General features: G+C 61.8%; 13 protein-coding genes. 8 read left to right on the top strand and 5 right to left on the bottom strand.

Annotated features, from left to right (window positions below):
* The first annotated feature begins 2 nt into the window (after positions 1–2).
* Genes KGB07_RS05225 through KGB07_RS05205 form a run of 5 tightly spaced genes read left to right on the top strand, consistent with a single transcriptional unit; the run spans position 3 to position 9410 of the window.
* The gene (locus KGB07_RS05225; RefSeq protein WP_046038023.1) at positions 3–2567 is read left to right on the top strand and encodes an efflux RND transporter permease subunit; all 2565 of its coding nucleotides are present in this window, start codon (positions 3–5) and stop codon (positions 2565–2567) included.
* A complete protein-coding gene (locus tag KGB07_RS05220; RefSeq protein WP_046038022.1) occupies positions 2560–4338 on the top strand; it encodes an acyl-CoA dehydrogenase C-terminal domain-containing protein in 1779 nt (592 codons plus the stop codon). Before KGB07_RS05225 ends, KGB07_RS05220 begins: the two co-directional genes overlap by 8 nt.
* A 17-nt stretch (positions 4339–4355) precedes the next feature.
* Positions 4356–5999 (top strand): fatty acid--CoA ligase, encoded by a 1644-nt coding sequence (locus tag KGB07_RS05215; protein ID WP_046038021.1) that lies wholly within the window; start codon positions 4356–4358, stop codon positions 5997–5999.
* A 54-nt stretch (positions 6000–6053) separates the two neighbouring features.
* The gene (locus tag KGB07_RS05210; RefSeq protein WP_223464800.1) at positions 6054–8165 is read left to right on the top strand and encodes a 3-hydroxyacyl-CoA dehydrogenase NAD-binding domain-containing protein; all 2112 of its coding nucleotides are present in this window, start codon (positions 6054–6056) and stop codon (positions 8163–8165) included.
* Positions 8166–8222: 57 nt separating this feature from the next.
* A complete protein-coding gene (locus tag KGB07_RS05205; protein ID WP_046038019.1) occupies positions 8223–9410 on the top strand; it encodes an acetyl-CoA C-acyltransferase in 1188 nt (395 codons plus the stop codon).
* A gap of 99 nt (positions 9411–9509) precedes the next feature.
* Here the strand turns inward: KGB07_RS05205 and KGB07_RS05200 are convergent, their stop codons facing one another.
* Genes KGB07_RS05200 through KGB07_RS05190 form a run of 3 tightly spaced genes read right to left on the bottom strand, consistent with a single transcriptional unit; the run spans position 9510 to position 13529 of the window.
* Positions 9510–10568: an NAD(P)-dependent alcohol dehydrogenase gene (locus tag KGB07_RS05200; RefSeq protein WP_046038017.1), complete on the bottom strand. Its 1059-nt coding sequence runs from the start codon at positions 10566–10568 to the stop codon at positions 9510–9512.
* Between the two features lie 59 nt (positions 10569–10627).
* Positions 10628–12085: an acyl-CoA reductase gene (locus KGB07_RS05195; RefSeq protein WP_046038015.1), complete on the bottom strand. Its 1458-nt coding sequence runs from the start codon at positions 12083–12085 to the stop codon at positions 10628–10630.
* A gap of 4 nt (positions 12086–12089) precedes the next feature.
* The gene (locus KGB07_RS05190; RefSeq protein ID WP_046038013.1) at positions 12090–13529 is read right to left on the bottom strand and encodes a hypothetical protein; all 1440 of its coding nucleotides are present in this window, start codon (positions 13527–13529) and stop codon (positions 12090–12092) included.
* A gap of 368 nt (positions 13530–13897) precedes the next feature.
* Between KGB07_RS05190 and KGB07_RS05185 the strand changes: the two genes are divergently transcribed.
* The 3 genes from KGB07_RS05185 to KGB07_RS05175 all read left to right on the top strand — a co-directional run bounded on the left by KGB07_RS05185 (position 13898) and on the right by KGB07_RS05175 (position 16234).
* The gene (locus tag KGB07_RS05185; protein WP_223464799.1) at positions 13898–15049 is read left to right on the top strand and encodes an iron-containing alcohol dehydrogenase; all 1152 of its coding nucleotides are present in this window, start codon (positions 13898–13900) and stop codon (positions 15047–15049) included.
* Entirely contained in the window at positions 15046–15483 is a 438-nt protein-coding gene (locus KGB07_RS05180) for an acyl-CoA thioesterase (RefSeq protein ID WP_046038011.1), read from the top strand. Before KGB07_RS05185 ends, KGB07_RS05180 begins: the two co-directional genes overlap by 4 nt.
* Before the next feature lie 82 nt (positions 15484–15565).
* Entirely contained in the window at positions 15566–16234 is a 669-nt protein-coding gene (locus KGB07_RS05175; protein ID WP_046038010.1) for a TetR/AcrR family transcriptional regulator, read from the top strand.
* Positions 16235–16301: 67 nt separating this feature from the next.
* Here KGB07_RS05175 and gabD read toward each other — a convergent pair whose 3' ends face one another.
* On the bottom strand, positions 16302–17750 hold the full coding sequence (gene gabD / locus KGB07_RS05170) for an NADP-dependent succinate-semialdehyde dehydrogenase (protein WP_046038009.1): 1449 nt from the start codon (positions 17748–17750) through the stop codon (positions 16302–16304).
* Positions 17751–17777: 27 nt separating this feature from the next.
* Positions 17778–19049, bottom strand: a complete 1272-nt coding sequence (gene lhgO / locus KGB07_RS05165; RefSeq protein WP_223464869.1) for an L-2-hydroxyglutarate oxidase — start codon at positions 19047–19049, stop codon at positions 17778–17780.
* Positions 19050–19059: the final 10 nt, after the last annotated feature.

Genomic DNA, 19059 nt, shown 5'->3' with positions numbered 1-19059 from the left:
ACATGGGCAATATCAAACAAGACGCCATGCCGGTGATCCGCGAGCTGCGTGACTTCGATCGGTGCTCTGGCAACCGGTTGGAGCGGCTGGTGTTCAACTTCCGCCCGCTGTTCATGCTGCTGATGGCACTGGCCACCGTGGTGCTGGGCTACATGGCGCTGACCCGTCTGGAACTGCGGCCCAGCTTCGAGAAGATGATTCCGCAGAGCCAGCCGTACATCCAGAATTTCCTGGAGAACCGCCAGTCACTGCGCGGCCTGGGCAACTCGGTGCGGGTGGTGGTCGAAAACACCCAGGGCGATATTTTCGACCCCGGTTACCTGGACGTACTCAAGCAGGTCAACGACCAGTTGTTCCTCACCGAAGGCGTCGACCGCTCCTGGATGAAGTCGCTATGGAGTCCTGGGGTGCGCTGGACTGAAGTCACTCAGGAAGGCTTCCAGGGCGGCCCGGTGATGCCCGATGCCTACCAGGGCAAGCCCGAGCAAATCGAGCAGTTGCGCCAGAACATTTCCCGCGCCGGCATCGTCGGCAGCCTGGTGGCCAGCGACTACAAGTCGAGCATGCTGATCGTGCCATTGCTGGACAAGGCCTCGGCCACTGGCCAGAGCATCAACTACCACCAGTTCTCGCGGTTACTCGAAGAGCAGTTGCGCGACAAGATCGAGTTCTCTGGCGACAGCGCCGCGCGCAAGGCCGGGGCAGAGGGTACGGGCCAGTACAAGGTGCGGGTGATCGGCTTCGCCAAACTCATGGGTGACCTGATCGACGGCCTGATCCAGGTGATGATGTTCTTCGGTCTGGCGGTCGTCACTTCACTGGTGATTATCTATGCCTACACCCGTTGCGTGCGCAGCACCCTGCTGGTGGTTGGCTGTTCGCTGATCGCGGTGGTCTGGCAACTGGGCATCGTCGCCTGGCTGGGTTATGCCATCGATCCGTACTCGGTGCTGGTGCCGTTCCTGATCTTCGCCATCGGCGTGTCCCACGCCGCACAGAAGATGAACGGGATCATGCAGGACATCGCCCGTGGCACCCACAAACTGATCGCCGCGCGCTACACCTTTCGCCGCCTGTTCATTGCCGGTGTCACCGCGCTGCTGGCCGACGCCGTGGGTTTCGCCGTGCTGATGCTGATCGATATCCCGGTGATCCAGGATCTGGCGATCACCGCCAGTATCGGTGTCGCGGTACTGATTTTTACCTCGTTGCTGCTGATGCCGGTGGCGCTGTCTTACATCGGTGTCGGCGCCAAGGCCGCCGAGCGTGCGCTGAAAATCGACACTCGTGCAGAAAAGCATAAAGGCTTCGGCAAACTGTGGGACGCGCTCGATCGCTTCACCACGCGCAAGTGGGCCACGGGGGCGGTATTGGTGGCCACGCTGATGGGCATCGGCGGCTTCATGATCAGCCTGCAACTGAAAATCGGCGACCTCGACAGCGGAGCGCCGGAGTTGCGTGCCGATTCGCGCTATAACCGCGACAACGCCTACATCACCAGCCACTACGCACTGTCCAGCGATATGTTCGCGGTGATGATCAAGACCGCGCCGGAAGGCTGCCTGAACTACCAGACCCTGGTCCTCGCCGACCGTCTGGCCTGGGAGCTGCAACAGTATCCGGGCGTGCAGGCCACGTCTTCGCTGGTCAACGCGGTGCGCCAGATCACGGCCGGCACCTATGAAGGCAATCCAAAGCTCAACAGCATCCAGCGCAACCAGGACGTGCTGAACTATGCCGCGCAACAAGCCTCGGTCAACTCGCCTGAGTTGTTCAACAACGACTGCTCGCTGATGCCGGTGATTGCCTTTCTCACTGACCACAAGGCTGAGACGCTGAATGCCGTGGTGGAGATTGCCGACAAGTTCGCCAAGGAAAACAGCACCAAGGATCGTCAGTTCCTGCTCGCCGCCGGCAGTGCCGGCATCGAAGCCGCGACCAACATCGTGGTGCGCGAAGCCAATCGCACCATGCTGTTTTACGTGTATGCCGCGGTGACGCTGTTCTGTCTGATCACCTTTCGTAGCTGGCGCGCCACGCTGGTGGCCCTGTTACCGCTGGTGCTGACCTCGATCCTCTGCGAAGCCTTGATGGTGGTGATGGGCATCGGTGTGAAAGTCGCGACCTTGCCGGTGATCGCCCTCGGCGTCGGGATCGGTGTGGATTACGCGCTGTATTTGCTCAGCGTTCAGCTGTACCACCAGCGCCAGGGTCTGTCGCTGGCGGATGCCTACCGAAAAGCGGTGTCGTTCACCGGTCGGGTGGTCGGGCTGGTGGGCATCACCCTGGCTGCCGGGGTGGTGTGCTGGGTCTGGTCGCCGATCAAGTTCCAGGCCGACATGGGCATCCTGCTGACCTTCATGTTCCTGTGGAACATGCTGGGGGCGCTGATCCTGATTCCGGCCCTGTCGTACTTCCTGTTGCGCGGGCCCTCGCTGAACCGTCGTACGGCCTCGGATGAGCCAGTGGTGCATGAGTCGCTGCTGCCCGTCAGTGAGACCGGCCATCCGCAAAAAACAGGCATGCCTCATGCCCTCACATTGACCGAGCAAGCCCACCATGTCTGATTACAAAGCCCCTTTGCGCGACATGCGCTTCGTACTCAATGAAGTCTTCGAGGTGTCCAGGCTTTGGGCACAACTGCCCGGTCTGGCCGAGGCAGTCGACGAAGCAACGGCTACCGCCATCCTCGAAGAGGCCGGCAAGATCAGTGCTGGCAGCATCGCACCGCTGCGCCGCAGTGGCGACGAGCAAGGTTGCTCCTGGAGCAATGGCGCGGTGAAAGTCCCGGAGGGTTTTGCCGAGGCGTATCAAGCCTTCGCCGACGGCGGTTGGGTCGGTGTCGGTGGCAACTCGCAGTTCGGTGGCATGGGCATGCCCAAGGTGATCTGCGCCCAGGTCGAGGAAATGGTCACCTCGGCCAACCTGTCGTTCGGCCAGTACCCGATGCTGACCGCCGGTGCCTGCCTGTCGCTCGATGCGCATGCCTGCGAAGGCCTGAAAAAGAAGTACCTGCCCAATATGTATGCCGGGGTCTGGAGCGGCTCCATGTGCCTGACCGAGGCCCATGCCGGCACTGACCTGGGGCTGATTCGCACCCGGGCCGAGCCCCAGTCCGACGGTAGCTACAAGGTCAGTGGCAGCAAGATTTTCATCACCGGTGGCGAACACGATCTGACCGGGAACATCATCCACCTGGTGCTGGCCCGACTGCCGGACGCACCCGCAGGGCCCAAAGGCATTTCGCTGTTCCTGGTGCCCAAGGTGATGGTCAATGACGACGGTTCGCTGGGCGAGCGAAATTCGCTGTCCTGCGGGTCCATCGAACACAAGATGGGCATCAAGGCATCCGCCACCTGCGTGATGAACTTTGACGGGGCGACGGGCTGGATCGTCGACGCGCCGAACAAGGGCCTGGCCGCGATGTTCACCATGATGAACTACGAGCGTTTGGGCGTAGGTATCCAGGGCCTGGCGCAGGGCGAACGCTCCTACCAGAGCGCCGTCGAGTATGCCCGTGATCGTCTGCAGAGCCGTGCGCCAACCGGTGCGCAGCACCAGGATCAGGCCGCCGACCCGATCATCGTGCATCCGGACGTGCGCCGCATGCTGTTGACCATGAAAGCCTTGAACGAGGGCGGGCGGGCGTTCTCCAGCTACGTGGCCCTGCAACTGGACACCGCCAAGTACAGCGAAGACCCGACGGCGCGCACCCGCGCCCAAGAGTTGGTGGCCTTGCTGACCCCGATCGCCAAGGCGTTTCTCACCGACATGGGCCTGGAAACCACCCTGCACGGGCAGATGATTTTCGGCGGCCATGGCTACATTCGTGAGTGGGGTCAGGAGCAGTTGGTGCGCGATGTGCGCATTACCCAGATTTACGAAGGCACCAATGGTATCCAGTCCCTGGACCTGGCCGGGCGCAAGATCGTCGGCAGCGGCGGGGCGCTTTACCGTTTGTTTGCCGCTGAAGTTCGCCACTTCACGGCCAACGCCAGCGTAGAGCTTGGCGAGTTCACCCAACCGTTGAACGCCGCCATGGACACCCTTGACGAACTGACGGCGTGGCTGCTCGACCGGGCCCAGGGCAACCCGAATGAAATCGGCGCGGCCTCGGTCGAGTACCTGCAGGTATTCGGTTACACCACCTATGCCTACATGTGGGCCCTGATGGCCAAAGCGGCTTTGGGCAAGCAAGGTGAAGACGATTTCTACGCCAGCAAACTGGGCACCGCACGCTTCTACTTCGCCCGCCTGCTGCCGCGTATCCACTCACTGAGCACTTCGGTCAAGGCCGGTAGCCACAGCCTCTACTCGCTGGATGCGGCGCAGTTCTGAATCAGGAAGGTACAACCATGCTGAAGACAAAAATAATTCCACCGGCACAAGGCGCATACACCTACCCGCTGTTGATCAAGAGCTTGTTGCTGTCAGGGGTGCGATACGAACCTGCCAATGAGATCGTCTACGCCGACAAGCTTCGATACAGCTACAGGACCCTCATCGAACGAATCCATCGGCTGGCCAATGCGCTGACGGCGGCCGGGGTCAGGGCCGGGGACACGGTGGCCATGCTCGACTGGGACAGCCATCGCTACCTGGAATGTTTCTTCGCCGTGCCAATGATCGGCGCGGTGCTGCACACGGTGAATATTCGCCTGTCACCGGAGCAGGTGCTCTACACCATGAACCACGCCGAGGATGACCTGGTGCTGGTGCATGATGATTTCCTGCCGATGATCGAGCAGATTCATCAGGGCCTGAGCACCGTCAAAGGCTATATCCGCTTGACTGACGATGCCGCAACCGACACCGGGCTTCCTGTGTTGGGTGAGTATGAAAGCCTGTTGTCCCAGGCAGCTAGCCACTATGACTTTGCCGATTTTGATGAAAACTCGGTGGCGACGCTGTTCTACACCACCGGCACCACTGGCGAGCCGAAAGGGGTGTACTTCAGTCATCGCCAACTGGTGCTGCATACCCTGAATGCCGTGGGCACCCTGGGCGTTTACCAAAGCCTGCCATTGCTGCGTTCGAATGATGTGTACATGCCGATCACACCGATGTTCCACGTGCATGCCTGGGGCGTGCCCTATGTCGCGACCCTGATGGGCATCAAGCAGGTGTACCCCGGCCGTTACGAGCCCAATAGCCTGGTCCGGCTTTTTCGTGAAGAGAAGGTCACCTTTTCTCATTGCGTACCGACCGTCCTGCAAATGGTCCTCAACTGTGAGGAAGGCAAGGCGACCCGGTTCGACGGCTGGAAAATGCTCTTGGGCGGCAGTGCGTTGACGTTGGGCATCGCCAGTCAGGCAAGTGCCAAAGGCGTTCAGGTCCACAGTGGCTACGGCATGTCCGAGACCTGTCCGATGCTTTGCCTGAGCTTCCAGCGGGGCGAGGAACTTGAACAGTCCATGCCGGCGCAGTTACCCACTCGCATCAAGACGGGTATGCCAATACCCATGGTCGACCTGAACATCATTGATGCCAACGGCCATGCGGTCGCCCATGACGGCGAAGCCCTGGGCGAAATCGTCGTCCGCGCGCCATGGCTGACCCAAGGCTATCTGAAGGCCCCGGAAAAGGGTGCAGAACTGTGGCACGGCGGCTGGCTGCACACCGGCGACCTGGCTTCCATCGATTCGCAAGGCAGGGTGGAAATCAAGGACCGCATCAAGGACGTGATCAAGACGGGTGGCGAGTGGATCAGTTCGCTGGACCTGGAGAACCTGATCAGCGAGCACGTGTCGGTCACCTCTGTTGCCGTGGTGGGTATTGCCGATGAGCAATGGGGCGAACGGCCCATGGCTCTGGTGGTGTGTGAGCCGGGGCAGTTCGTCGACAAACAGATGCTCGAAGCCCACCTGCAACAGTTCGTGGCCAGTGGCCGCATCAACAAATGGGCAATCCCCAAGCAGTTCAAGTTCGTCGCGGAAATTCCCAAGACCAGCGTCGGCAAGATCAACAAGAAGCTGATTCGGGAAAGCGAGTTGAGCTGAGGGAATCGAGCTATTCCACGGCACCCACTCCTTTTTCCGAACGAGAAAACATCCATGAATGACCTGATCCATTATCAAAACGAAGGTCCTCTGGCCCTGATCGGCCTCGCCCGTGCCCCCGTCAACGCCCTGGGCCAGGCTTTGCGCGAACAATTGCTGGAGGCCTGTGACCGCGCCGCCGCCGATGCCAGCGTGAAAGCGATTGTGCTCTACGGCGAGGGTTTGCCGTTTAGCGCGGGCGCGGATATTTCCGAGTTCGGCAGCCCGGCGTCGTTCGCCAGGCCAGACCTGCCAGGCCTGCTGATCCGTTTGACCGAGCTGGACAAACCACTGATCGCCGCCATCGGTGGTCTGGCGTTCGGCGGTGGACTGGAGCTAGCCCTGGCCTGCGGCTACCGCGTGGCTGAAGCCGGGGCTCGGCTTGGCCTGCCGGAAATCAAGCTTGGCTTGCTACCCGGTGCCGGTGGTACTCAGCGCTTGCCGCGTCTGATCGGTGCCGAGGCGGCGCTGGAGATGATTGCCTCCGGCCAGCCGATTAACGCTAATCGAGCACTGACGCTAGGACTGCTTGATCGCGTGGCACAAAGCGCTGACAGCTTGCTCGACACGGCCAAGGCGTTGGCCGCAGAACTGATTGCCGGGCAGGCGCCGGCTCGCCCGACCTGGCCACAAGCGAACCCGGGCGCAGCCCTGCCGGCGAATTATTTCGCCGACTATCGCGCCGCCAATCAGGCTCGCTGGAAAGGCCAGAGTGCGCCGCAGCGAGTGGTGACGGCGATCGAAGCAGCCTGCAACCTGCCGTTGGCCGAGGGCCTTGCCAAGGAGGGCGAGCTGTTCAAGGAGGCCGAGGCTTCCAGCGAGTCCGAGGCCCTGCGCCATGTATTTTTCGCCGAGCGTGAAGTCGGCAAATTGCCGGGTCTGGATGCCGGCACGCCGATCCGTCCTGTCACTCAGGTTGCGGTGATCGGCGCCGGCACCATGGGCGGCGGGATTGCCATGAACTTCGCCAATGCGGGCATGGCGGTGACGCTACTGGAGCTCAAGGCCGATGCCCTGGCACGTGGCCTTGAGCTGATTCGCAAAAATTACGAAACCAGTGTCCAGCGCGGCAAGCTCGCAGCCGGGCAGATGGACGAGCGTCTGGCGCTGATCCACGGCACCCTGGACTACGCCGATATCGCCGACGCGGACCTGGTGATCGAAGCCGTGTTCGAGAACTTGTCGATCAAGCAGCAGGTGTTTCGCACCCTGGACGAGGTGTGCAAGGTCGGGGCGATCCTCGCCAGCAATACCTCCACCCTGGATGTCGACGCCATTGCCGCCGTCACGCGCCGGCCGCAGGACGTCGTCGGCCTGCATTTCTTCAGTCCGGCCAACGTCATGCGCCTGCTCGAAGTGGTACGCGGCACGGCCACGGCCGCCGATGTCCTGGCCACCACGCTGAAAATCGCCAAGCGCATCGGCAAGATCCCGGTGGTGTCCGGGGTGTGCTTCGGCTTCATCGGCAACCGTATGCTCGAACTCTATTCCCGCGAAGCGCACCGTCTGCTGCTGGAAGGCGCCACGCCGGCGCAGATTGACAGTGTGCTCACCGGCCTTGGCATGGCGATGGGGGTCATGGCCATGCACGATCTGGCGGGCATCGATGTCAGTTTCCTGGTGCGCGAGTCGCGCCGTGACGTCATCGCCCACGATCCCGGCTACTGCAAGCTTGCCGATGCGCTTTACGCCCTGGGCCGTTTTGGCCAGAAGAGCAGTCGCGGCTATTACCGCTACGAAGGCCGTGAGCGCAAGGATGACCCTGAAGTGGTCGCCTTGGCCGAGCGCATCGCAGGCGAACTGGGCATCCAGCGCCGCGTCATCAGCGATCAGGAAATTCACGACCGTTGTCTGTTGATGCTGGTCAACGAAGGCATCCAGTTGCTCGACGAAGGCATCGCCCAGCGCAGCAGCGACATCGACCTGGTCTGGATCAACGGCTATGGCTTCCCGGCCTGGCGCGGCGGTCCGCTGCACTACGCCGAAGGGCTGGGGCTGGCACAAGTGCTGGAACGTATCGGCCATTACCGCCAGACACTCGGCGCATACGGAGCGATGTGGTTCCAGCCGGCAGCACTGCTTGAGCACCTGGTGGCCAGCGGCAAGACCCGCATCGAACGCATCTGACTTTTCGGCGGCCACTGCACATTGGCCGCCCCGACCCGTCACGCAAGGAATTGCAACATGAAAGAAGCCGTCATTCTCTCCACCGCCCGTACCCCCATCGCCAAGGCTTTCCGGGGCGCGTTCAACACCATCAAGTCACCGACCATGGCCAGCCACGCGATCCGTGCGGCGGTCGAACGTGCCGGTATCGAAGCCGGGGAGATCGAAGACCTGGTCATGGGCACCGCACTGACCAGCGGCACTGCCGGTTTGAACCTCGCACGCATGGCGGCACTGGCCTCGGGCCTGCCGTTGTCGGTCAGCGGGCAGACCCTGGATCGCCAATGCGCCTCGGGCCTGATGGCCATCGCCACGGCCGCCAAGCAGATTATCGTCGACGGCATGCCGGCGACGATCGGTGCTGGTCAGGAAAACATCAGCGCGGTGCAGAATCGCAACATGGAATGGGCCTACGCCGAGCGCGACCCGCAGGTGGAGCGCAACGCCATCCACGCCTACATGCCCATGCTGCAAACCGCCGAGCTGGTTGCTCAACGCTATGGCATCAGTCGTGAGGCGCAGGACGCCTACGCCCTGCAATCGCAGCAACGCACCGCAGCGGCGCAGCAGGCAGGGCTGTTCGACGGCGAAATCGTTCCGGTCAGCAGCATTCGGCAGGTAATCGACAAAGCCACAGGCGAGGCGCGCCTGGAGCAAGTCACCCTGCGTCAGGATGAAGGCAACCGTCCGCAGACCCGGCTGGAAGACCTGATCAACCTCAAGCCGGTGATCGAGGGCGGCTGCATCACTGCCGGTAACGCCAGTCAACTGTCGGACGGCGCCAGCGCCTGCGTGCTGATGGATGCGCGTCTGGCCGAGCAGCGCAACCTCAAGCCGCTGGGCCTGTACCGCGGCATCGCGGTAGCCGGCCTGGCTCCGGAAGAAATGGGCATCGGCCCGGTGCTGGCGGTTCCCAAGTTGCTCAAGCAACACGGCCTGAAGGTCGACGATATCGGCCTGTGGGAGCTCAACGAAGCGTTTGCCTGCCAGGTGCTTTATTGCCGCGACACCTTGGGCATCGACGACGCCCGATTGAACGTCAATGGCGGCTCCATTGCCATCGGCCACCCTTATGGAATGAGTGGTGCGCGGATGGTCGGGCATGCTTTGCTGGAAGGCCGTCGACGCGGTGTGAAGTACGTGGTGGTGACCATGTGCGTCGGCGGCGGGATGGGCGCGGCCGGACTCTTCGAGGTGTTCCAGTGAACGGGTCGAGCACTGTGTGTGCGGTTGCACAGAGGCGGGGCGGTGTTCGGTTCTAGCAAGAGGGCGCTGCGGTGATTAGCACCGCAGCGTAGGACTCGTTTAAAGCGCTACGTCACGCATGCTGGTCATGTCGATCACAAAGCGGTACTTCACGTCGTTGCGCTGCAGGCGGTCAAAGGCCGTGTTGATGTCCTTGATATCAATCATTTCGCAGCTGGGCAATACCTGATGTTCGGCGCAGAAATCCAGCAGTTCCTGGATTGCCTGGATGCCACCGATGAGCGAGCCGGCGATGGTACGGTTGTTGCGGATCAGCAAGCCGCCATGGATGGGTTCCAGTGGTTCGATGGCACCGACCAGCACCAGTACGCCTTCGCGACCCAGCAGCATCAGGTAGGGGTTGACGTTGTGCCGGCTGGGAATGGTGTCGATGATGAATTCGAAGGCATTGGCCGCCGCCGTCATGGCCGGCGAATCGTTGGACAGCAGTACGTGTTTGGCACCCAGGGCGCGGGCATCGTCGGCCTTGCCCGGTGAGGTGGTAATCACGGTCACCTCGGCACCGAGCGCCACGGCCAGCTTCACCGCCATGTGCCCGAGCCCGCCGAGGCCGACCACCGCGACTTTCGAGTCCTTGCCCACACCGTAGCGGCGCATCGGGTTCCACACGGTAATGCCGGCGCATAGCAATGGTGCGGCGAAACGCGGATCGAGGCTTTCGGGCATGCGCAGTACGAACTGTTCACGCACGACAATATGCTCGGAGTAACCGCCATAGGTGATCTCGCCGGTGTGACGATCCTTGCCGTTATAGGTAGGCGTCGGACCATGGGCACAGAGTTGTTCCTGATGCTCGTGGCAAGGTGCGCACTGCAGGCAGCTATCGACCTGGCAACCGACGGCAACCCGGTCGCCGACTTTGAAGCGGCTGACGTTACTGCCGACGGCAGTGACATGCCCGACGATCTCGTGGCCTGGCACGATGGGGTAGACCGTGTTGTTCCAGTCGTTGTGCACCTGATGGGCATCGGAATGGCAGACGCCGCAATAGGCGATATCGATAGCGACGTCATCGGCACGCAAGTCGCGACGCTCGAAACGAAACGGCGTGAGGGCGGAGTGGGGCTCGAAGGCGGCAAATCCCAGGCAAGTGGTCATGGGTAAGTCCTGTAGGAATCAACGCGTACCCCCGGCAATGGCCAGGGGTACAGGAGGGGTTAGATCGACGGGCGCAACCATGGCGCCGGGGTCGTTTCCGGCGAGGCGATCTGGTTGACGATCCACTTGCCCATGCGCCGCAGTGGCTCGATGGAGTCTTGCGGACCCGCCCATTTCAGCCCCGCCGCGTAGCCCAGCGAGACGATTCGCTGAGCGCCATACAGGGGCAGAATGTCCTTGAGATCTTCCTTGATGCTTTCCGGATAGACACCGACGGTCTGGGTGTAGGCATCCACGGCATCCATCATCTCGGTCAGGTCATCGACCGGCACCAGGTTGGCGGTGCGGTCGTCGAGCCGGGTGGCAAACGACACCGACTCCGGAATCTGTGAGCAGATGACGGCGCCTTCACCGTCCTGGCCGCCAATCACCTGGTACCACTCATCATCCAGGCGCAGCGCGTCGACTTCGGCCTTGAGGCCCTGGTCGTAGCGTTTGGGCACGGTGCTGAGGGTGTTGGGCAGGGTCTGCATGGCGTCGTAGACATAACGGCCGAAGGTATTCAGATTCGCCAGGCCGGCCTCATCGGTGCCGCTCTGCACATAGACCACCCGGGCGCACACACAGGCCTTCTGGTTCAGTGCGCCAATGTCGCTGGCCAGGCGCAGGGCGGCCTCGCGCATGGTCGCTTCACTGTCGAAGGCACCCTTGCCGATGATGCTGGCGCTGCGTTTCGGGTCGAGGGAGATCAGCTCCAGGCCCGGTTGGATGTAGCGGGTGACATGCTTCATCGAATTGAAACCGCCCCAGGCAACGATCTTCTCCAGGTTCTGCGGCTGGTACAGGCGTTCTTCGAAGGCCTGGTCGCCACCTTTCCAGTAGGCGACGCTGAGGTGTTTGGTCAGCGGGTGGTCCGGCGCCATCTCAACCATGGTGCGGGCGATGGCCAGGGCCGTGAACGGGTCGTTGGACGGCGCCTTGATGATCGCGTCGCTGCGCAGCACCATGTTGCGCAGGATGGTCAGCAGGGACAACCCGGTCGCGTTGCCGGCGACGATATGCAGGGTGCGGGCGCCGAAGCAGCGCACATCGAGTTCGGTGCCGTCGATCAAGCGCTGCTTGACCCAGCCTTCCAGGTACTTGACGCCCACTGAGTTCTCCACCTGTTCGGTGACTGACTCACGGGTGAGCATGTGGCGCAGCCCCATGTAGCTGCCCTTGACCATGCTCGGAGTGACCGGCGCAGTCAGGTACGACAGCTCGCAGGCTTCCTGCAAGTAGGGGTTTTTGTCGAATTCAAGACGTTCACCGAGGGCTTCGGCGTAGTCGAGGATGTCGTTGAAACTGAGGGTGTACAGGTCGGCCAGCCTGGCCGGATTACCCAGCGGCAACTGGTCGATATACTTGTGCGCATCCGGGGTCTGGAACACCAGGTCACCGCCGCGGCCACCCACGTCGATCAGGTTGTCGGTGATGACTTTGCCGCGGATGATCATTGGCGCAATAGGTTTGCTCATGGGGTTAGCCCTCTAAAGTGTTCAGGAAATCCATCGCCTGGCGATGGGAGTCTTCTGTTGCTGCACAAGTGATCTTGTCGTCGCCACCATTGAGTTCGCTGTAGCGCTGGATCGGCCCGACGACGTAGCAACTCGGCCGGCCGCATGCGCAAGGCTTGTCCCATTCGACGGTGATTTCATCGCCGGTGATAAAACCGCCCCAACGGATCTCGGCGCCGAGGTCGAAGAAGGCTGCACGACCGGTCACGCGGCCTTTGCGCGGCAGTGGCTTGCTGGTCTCTGGATCGAGCAGGTAGGGGACGACGGTGGGGGCGAAGTGGAAGTGGCCTGCTTCGCACCGCGCGTGGGCGCCGCCGACGATTTCGGACATTGCGTAGGATTCGTTGAGCGTCTTGGCACCGGTGAAACGCAGCACGTCTTCACGCCAGCCCTCGGGTTGTACGACACCCTTGCCGCCGCCGGCGGTGTGCACGAACGAGTCAGGGTGGAAGACACCTTCCAGGCCCCGCGCAAGGCCGGCCTTGGCCATGCTGTGCAGCAGGTTCCAGGTCGCGCCGATGTACACGCGCTGACCATTGAGCTTGGTGGACATATGATCGAAGAAGGTCGCCAGGTGCTGTGGCATGTCGGCTTGCAACTGGTCGAAAGCCTTCTTCTTTTCCAGCAGTTCCGGGCTGATCACCAGGCGGTCGAGGGTGCCTTTGGACTGTGCCGCGCGCAGCTTGGCCCCCAGGTGCAGCACGTCGGTGCTGAGGGTGGTCGGGTAAGCGGCATGGAAATGCGATTCGTCCGGCAACAGTGCTGGAATCATGGCGGCATGGACGCGCACATGGCTCAGGTAACCCTTGCGGTAGTAAGGGTAGATCGTGTGCAAGTTGGGCTCCGGGGTGTCCGGACCCTCCATGTTCCACACCATCATCTTGCGCAGTTGAGCGAATTTTTCCCACTCATGTACACCCTGGGGCAGGAACGACAGGGTGCCGGAAGTGCCCGAGGTGTGACTGATGCGCAGCTGCGGCACGCCTTCGTCCATGGTCTCGAACCAGTCATCCAGGCCTTGGCAATCGCTGACGTTGACCGCGGCGATGGCTTCGGCAACCTCTGGCGTCACCAGTTTGCCCAGCCATTTGTTGATCTGGCCGAAGCTGCGCTTCTCCAGCAACGATGGCGGGTAGGACTTGTAAACGGTGTGTTCGAACAGCAGCGGCACTACGTCGTCGAGTTGCTCGATCTTTTCCACGCCTTGGGCGTCGGCGAGTTTCTTCAGTACCGGTATGCGCTCGCGGAGTTCTTCGAAGCGTTGCTTCAGGGCGTTGAGTTGTAGCGCGTCGATTTCGGCGCGGGGCAAATGGTTCCAGGCTTGCTGGGAATAGTTGACCAATTCTGCCGGGTTGTTCAGCAGCTGCTGGGTTTTTTGTTCTATCGACAGTTGTGCAGTGGGCATTTTCTGGCTCGCTACTCGACTAGTGGGAACCGGCGAGGCCGGGGAAGGGTGCGGCTCAAGTATGGGGATGCCGCTTCGGAATTTGTTCCGGATTCATGTGCCGGTCGATATGACACAAGTAGCTGATAAACAAGGAAAAAAATAAGCGTATCGAGGTGCCCGTGCAGGCCGTTCCGGATTCGGGGTGGGTGACCGGATTTCAGGCGGGATCAGGAAGTGGGCTGGCATACACTCTGTCTCGCTCACTCCTGTCAATGAGGGGAGCGCTGCCACTCAGACGGCTATTCGTGAGGGGTTTCCGGTTGGCGTATGGGCTTTGCAATCGCCATGAAAACTCAGCGCAACACACACCTATTCGTGAGGCTTCCATGTTGAAAATGGTATTTCAAACCACTCCATCAATGATCATCGAACGCGGTGCGTCGACCCGGCTCGCCGATCATGTTCGCGCCAGGGGCTGCAAATCGGTTTTGCTGGTGACCGATGCGGGGGTTATTGCGGCTCGGCTTCTGGATGCGGTGCTCGCCGGTTTCGAGGGCCAGGACATAGCCGTCAGCGTGTTTTCCCAGGTACAGGCCGACCCGCCGGAGTCGGTGATCCTGGCGGCGGTGGATGCCGCGAAAAGCTGTGGCGCCGATTGCGTGGTGGGGCTGGGCGGCGGCAGTTCGCTGGATGCCGCCAAGCTGGCTGCGCTGTTGGCGAGCAGTGGCGAGTCGTTGAGTCAAGTCTATGGCATCAACCAGACCAAGGGCCCGCGCCTGCCGCTGATTCTGGTGCCGACCACGGCAGGGACCGGTTCGGAGGTGACTTCGGTCTCGGTCGTGACCACCGGTGCCGGTGAGAAGAACGTGGTTTATTCGCCAATGCTGTTGCCCGACCTGGCGGTGCTGGATGCGGAGCTGACCCTTGGCCTGCCGCCCCACGTCACTGCAGCGACCGGTATCGATGCCATGGTCCATGCCATCGAGGCCTACACCACCAGGAACCTGAAGAATCCGATTTCCGATTGCCTGGCACGAGAGGCGCTGCGTCTGTTGTCCGGCAGTCTGTTCCAGGCCTGCCTGGATGGCAGCAACCTGCAAGCGCGGGAGAACATGTTGCTGGGTGCCTGCCTGGCGGGCATGGCGTTCGCCAACGCGCCAGTGGCGGCGGTGCATGCCCTGGCGTATCCCCTCGGCGCACGTTTCCATATACCGCACGGACTTTCCAATGCGCTGGTGCTGGGGCCGGTGATGCGCTTCAATCTCGAGGCGGTGGCGCCGCTGTATGCGCAACTGGCCGATATCGTCCTGCCTGGCACCCTGGGTACCGATACAGAAAAAGCCGCTACGCTGGCCAACTACCTTGGCACCCTGGCCGGTGAACTGGGCCTGTCGACCCGCTTGCGTGACCTGGGCATCGTCGAGTCCGACATCGAGGCGCTGGCTATCGATGCGATGAAGCAGCAGCGCCTGCTCGGCAACAATCCGCGGCAGCTGTGCCTGGAAGATGTGCGCTCGATCTACAGGGAAATCCTATGAGCAACAAACTCAAACGGCCGTGCCGGGACGAGTTTCGCCATTTCACCAAAGTGCCGACGCGCTTTGGTGACAATGACTCCTTTGGGCATGTGAACAACGTGGTCTACTACTCGTACTGTGAGTCGGCGATCACGGCGTTCCTGGTCGAACAGGGCACCCTGGACATTGCCAACAGCCCGGTGATCGGGTTGATCGTCAATTCCGGTTGCACCTACTTTGCGTCCATCGGCTTCCCCGACCAGATCAATGTCGCAATGAAAATATCCCGTCTGGGTAACAGCAGCGCACGCTACGAGCTGGCACTGTTTCGCAACGATGAGCATGAAGCGGCCGCAGCGGCCCATATCGTCTATGTGTACGTCGACCGCGCCAGCAACACCTCGGTGCCCATCCCGGAAACGGTGCGTTGTGTACTCGCGAGACTCGCTGACTAAGCGAGTCGGCTCGGTCATACTCCAGTTTGCTGCTTGTCGGTTTTGCCACGGTGGCAATGAGCAGCATTCTGGAGAGGACACCATGATCAAACCAACCCCTGACAAGCCGGGCGTGCAGGTCGAAATACCTGCCCAGCCGCGCAAGGAACCGCGGCAGGCACGCTCGATCGCGCTGGTCACGGCCGTGAAACAGGCCGGTCGGCAGATTCTCGAAAGCGAGGGGCGGGAAGCCTTGAACGCCATGCGCCTGGCCGAAGACTCAGGGGTGGCGATCAGTTCGATCTACGAGTACTTCCCGACGATGGAGTCGTTGATCGCTGCAGTGTTTGATGATTACCGGACTGAAGCCCGCATCGGACTGTACGCCGACATTATGGCGCTGCCGTCTGGCACCACGTTGTTAGACGGGATTTTGCTGGCCCTGCGGGCCGTACTGGCCGCCCATCACAAGAAAACCCTCTACGATCCTGCGTTCAGCGTGCGCTCCACTCATTATGACGAGCTGGTGCGACTGGATGTGGTCAAGGCCAAGCAGCTTTGGACCGCCACTGCGAGTTCGGCCTTGATGAAACGCTTCGCCAGCGAAATCCGGGTCAAGGACCGGGAAAAGGCCGAGTTTCTGGTTTACCAGACCTGGTCGGTGCTACCTCGGGCCATGCTGTTGGAAAGACCGGGCTACCTCACTGACGAGGACACGCCCAAGTTGATGGCGCGCATGCTGCACGCAATGTTGACGGACCCGAGCCCTTGAACCGCGAACAAAGCGACGCCCCGCAAGCGGGGCGTCAGGTGTTACGCAGCGCAGGCGGCGTGGCGGCTCAGATACCGATGCACAGGTATTTGATTTCCAGGTAGTCCTCGATGCCGTACTTGGAGCCTTCGCGGCCCAGGCCCGAGGCCTTGATGCCGCCGAACGGCGCCACTTCGTTGGAGATGATCCCGGTGTTGACGCCGACAATGCCGTATTCCAGCGCTTCGCCCACACGGAACACACGGCTCAAGTCGCGAGCATAGAAGTACGAGGCCAGGCCGAATTCGGTGTCATTGGCCATGGCGATCACCTCGGCTTCATCCTTGAAGCGGAACAGCGGTGCCAGCGGGCCGAAGGTTTCTTCTTTGGCGACAGCAGCGTTGCGCGGTACATCGACCAGCACAGTCGGCTCGAAGAAGGTCCCGCCCAGGGCGTGCGGCTTGCCGCCGGCGACCACACGAGCCCCTTTGCTCACGGCATCGTCAATGTGCTCCTGGACCTTGGCCATGGCCTTGGCGTCGATCAGGGGACCTGTGGTGATGCCGTTTTCCAGGCCGTTGCCGATGTTCAACCTGGCCACGGCGGCGGTGAGTTTTTCGACGAAGGCATCGTAGACACCGTCCTGGATGTACAGGCGGTTGGCGCAGACGCAGGTCTGGCCGTTGTTGCGATACTTGGAGATCAGCGCGCCCTCGACGGCGGCGTCCAGGTCGGCGTCATCGAACACGATGAAGGGTGCATTGCCGCCCAGTTCCAGCGAGACTTTCTTGATGTCCTTGGCGCACTCGACCATCAGCTGGCGGCCGATTTCGGTGGAGCCGGTGAAGGTCAGCTTGCGCACGATCGGGTTACCGGTCAGCTCGGCGCCGACTTCGCCGGCACTGCCGGTGACCACGCTGAACACACCCTTCGGAATACCGGCGCGCTCGGCCAGTTCCGCCAGGGCCAGGGCCGAGTAGGGCGTTTGCGAGGCCGGCTTGAGGACCATGGTGCAACCGGCGGCCAGGGCCGGGCCGGCCTTGCGGGTAATCATCGCCGAAGGGAAGTTCCACGGGGTGATGGCGGCAGTGACACCGATCGGTTGCTTGAGCACCATCAGGCGCTTGTCGACCTGGTGACCGGGGATCATGTCGCCATAGACGCGCTTGGCTTCTTCGCCGAACCACTCCAGGAAGGAGGCTGCATAAGCGATTTCGCCACGGGACTCGGTCAGCGGCTTGCCTTGTTCGAGGGTCATCAAGCGGGCCAGGTCTTCCTGGTTGGCCATCATCAGGTCGAACCACTTGCGCAGTTTGTTGGCGCGTTCCTTGGCGGTCAGGGCGCGCCAGGCCGGTAATGCCTTGTCGGCGGCCTCGATGGCGCGCCGGGTCTCGGTAGCGCCCATCTTCGGCACGCTGCCGATGATTTCACCGGTGGCCGGGTTGTTGACCTTGAGGGTCTGGCCGTTGTCGGCATCTACCCATACACCGTCGATATAGGCTTGCTGGCGGAACAGTTTCGGATCGTTGAGTTGCACGCGTGATTCCTCGCTGCTTGGTTATCGTTAATGGGGGGCTGCGATGGAGGCCGCCATAGGGGCGGGTTGGACGGAGCTGTCGGGTTTGACGAAACTGGCGCCATTGCGGGTAAGCTGTTCGCGGACCTTGTCGACGATGTACGCGCCGATCGGGATGGCGGAGGTCGCGGCAGGTGACGGAGCGTTGCAGACGCTGACGCTGCGAGCGGTGTTGACGAACAGGAAGTCGTCGATCAACTTGCCGTCCAGCGAGACAGCCTGGGCGCGGACACCCGCCGGGTAGGCGGTGAGATCGCTCTTGGTGAGGCTCGGGCAGTACTTCTGCACTTGCTTGAGGTAGCCGCCCTTGAACAACGAGTTTTTCATCTCGATCAGTCCGGGGCGCAGGTTCTTCTTCAGCACCTTGAGAATGCCCGGGGTGGTCAGGGTTTCGAACATATCGGACAGCGAGACATCGGTCTTGCGATAACCTTCGCGCTTCATCGCAAGCACCGCGTTGGGGCCGACGGTGACGGTGCCGTCGATCATGCGGGTCAGGTGTACGCCGAGGAACGGCATGGACGGATCCGGGATCGGGTAGATCAGGTGGTTGACGATCTGGTTGTGCTGCTTGGGCAGCAGGTAGTACTCGCCCCGGAACGGGCAGATGATGAAGTTCGGCTTTATCCCGAGCATGCGCACAACGCGGTCGGCCATCAGGCCCGAGCAGGTGATCAGGAAGCGCCCGTGGTGCTCCTGGTCGCTGCAGCGCACCACCACTTCATCGGGACGCTCATCGATGGCGACTACTTCGCTGTTGTAGCGGATCTCGCCACCGGCGGCTTCGAATTCGCCGCCCATGGCCGCAGTGACCTGGGCGTAGTTCACGATGCCGCTTGAAGGCACGAAGATCCCGCCCAGGCCGACGATGTTCGGCTCGCGCTCACGCAGCTCGGCGGCCGTCAGCCAGTCACGCTTGATGCCATTGGCTGCGGTGCGTTCCCACAGCGCGCGCATGCGCTCCATTTCCAGCTCGTTGGTGGCCACCAGCAGCTTGCCGCACTCGTCATAAGGGATGCTGTGCTTGTTGCAGAAGGCCTTGGTGGCCTTATTGCCTTCCAGGCAGAAACGCGCCTTCAGGCTGCCCGGGGTGTAGTAGACACCGGCGTGGATCACGCCACTGTTGTGGCCGGTCTGGTGCCTGGCCGGGCCGGACTCTTTCTCCAGCAGGAGGATTTTGGCGTCCGGGTAAACCTGGGCCAGTTGCATGGCCGTGGACATGCCCACGATGCCGGCACCGATGATGATGAAGTCGTACACAGCCATTAGC

The sequence above is a fragment of the Pseudomonas sp. GL-RE-26 genome (assembly GCF_019956275.1).
Lineage (GTDB): Bacteria > Pseudomonadota > Gammaproteobacteria > Pseudomonadales > Pseudomonadaceae > Aquipseudomonas > Aquipseudomonas grandcourensis.
This window is presented reverse-complemented; position numbering and strand designations above follow the sequence as displayed.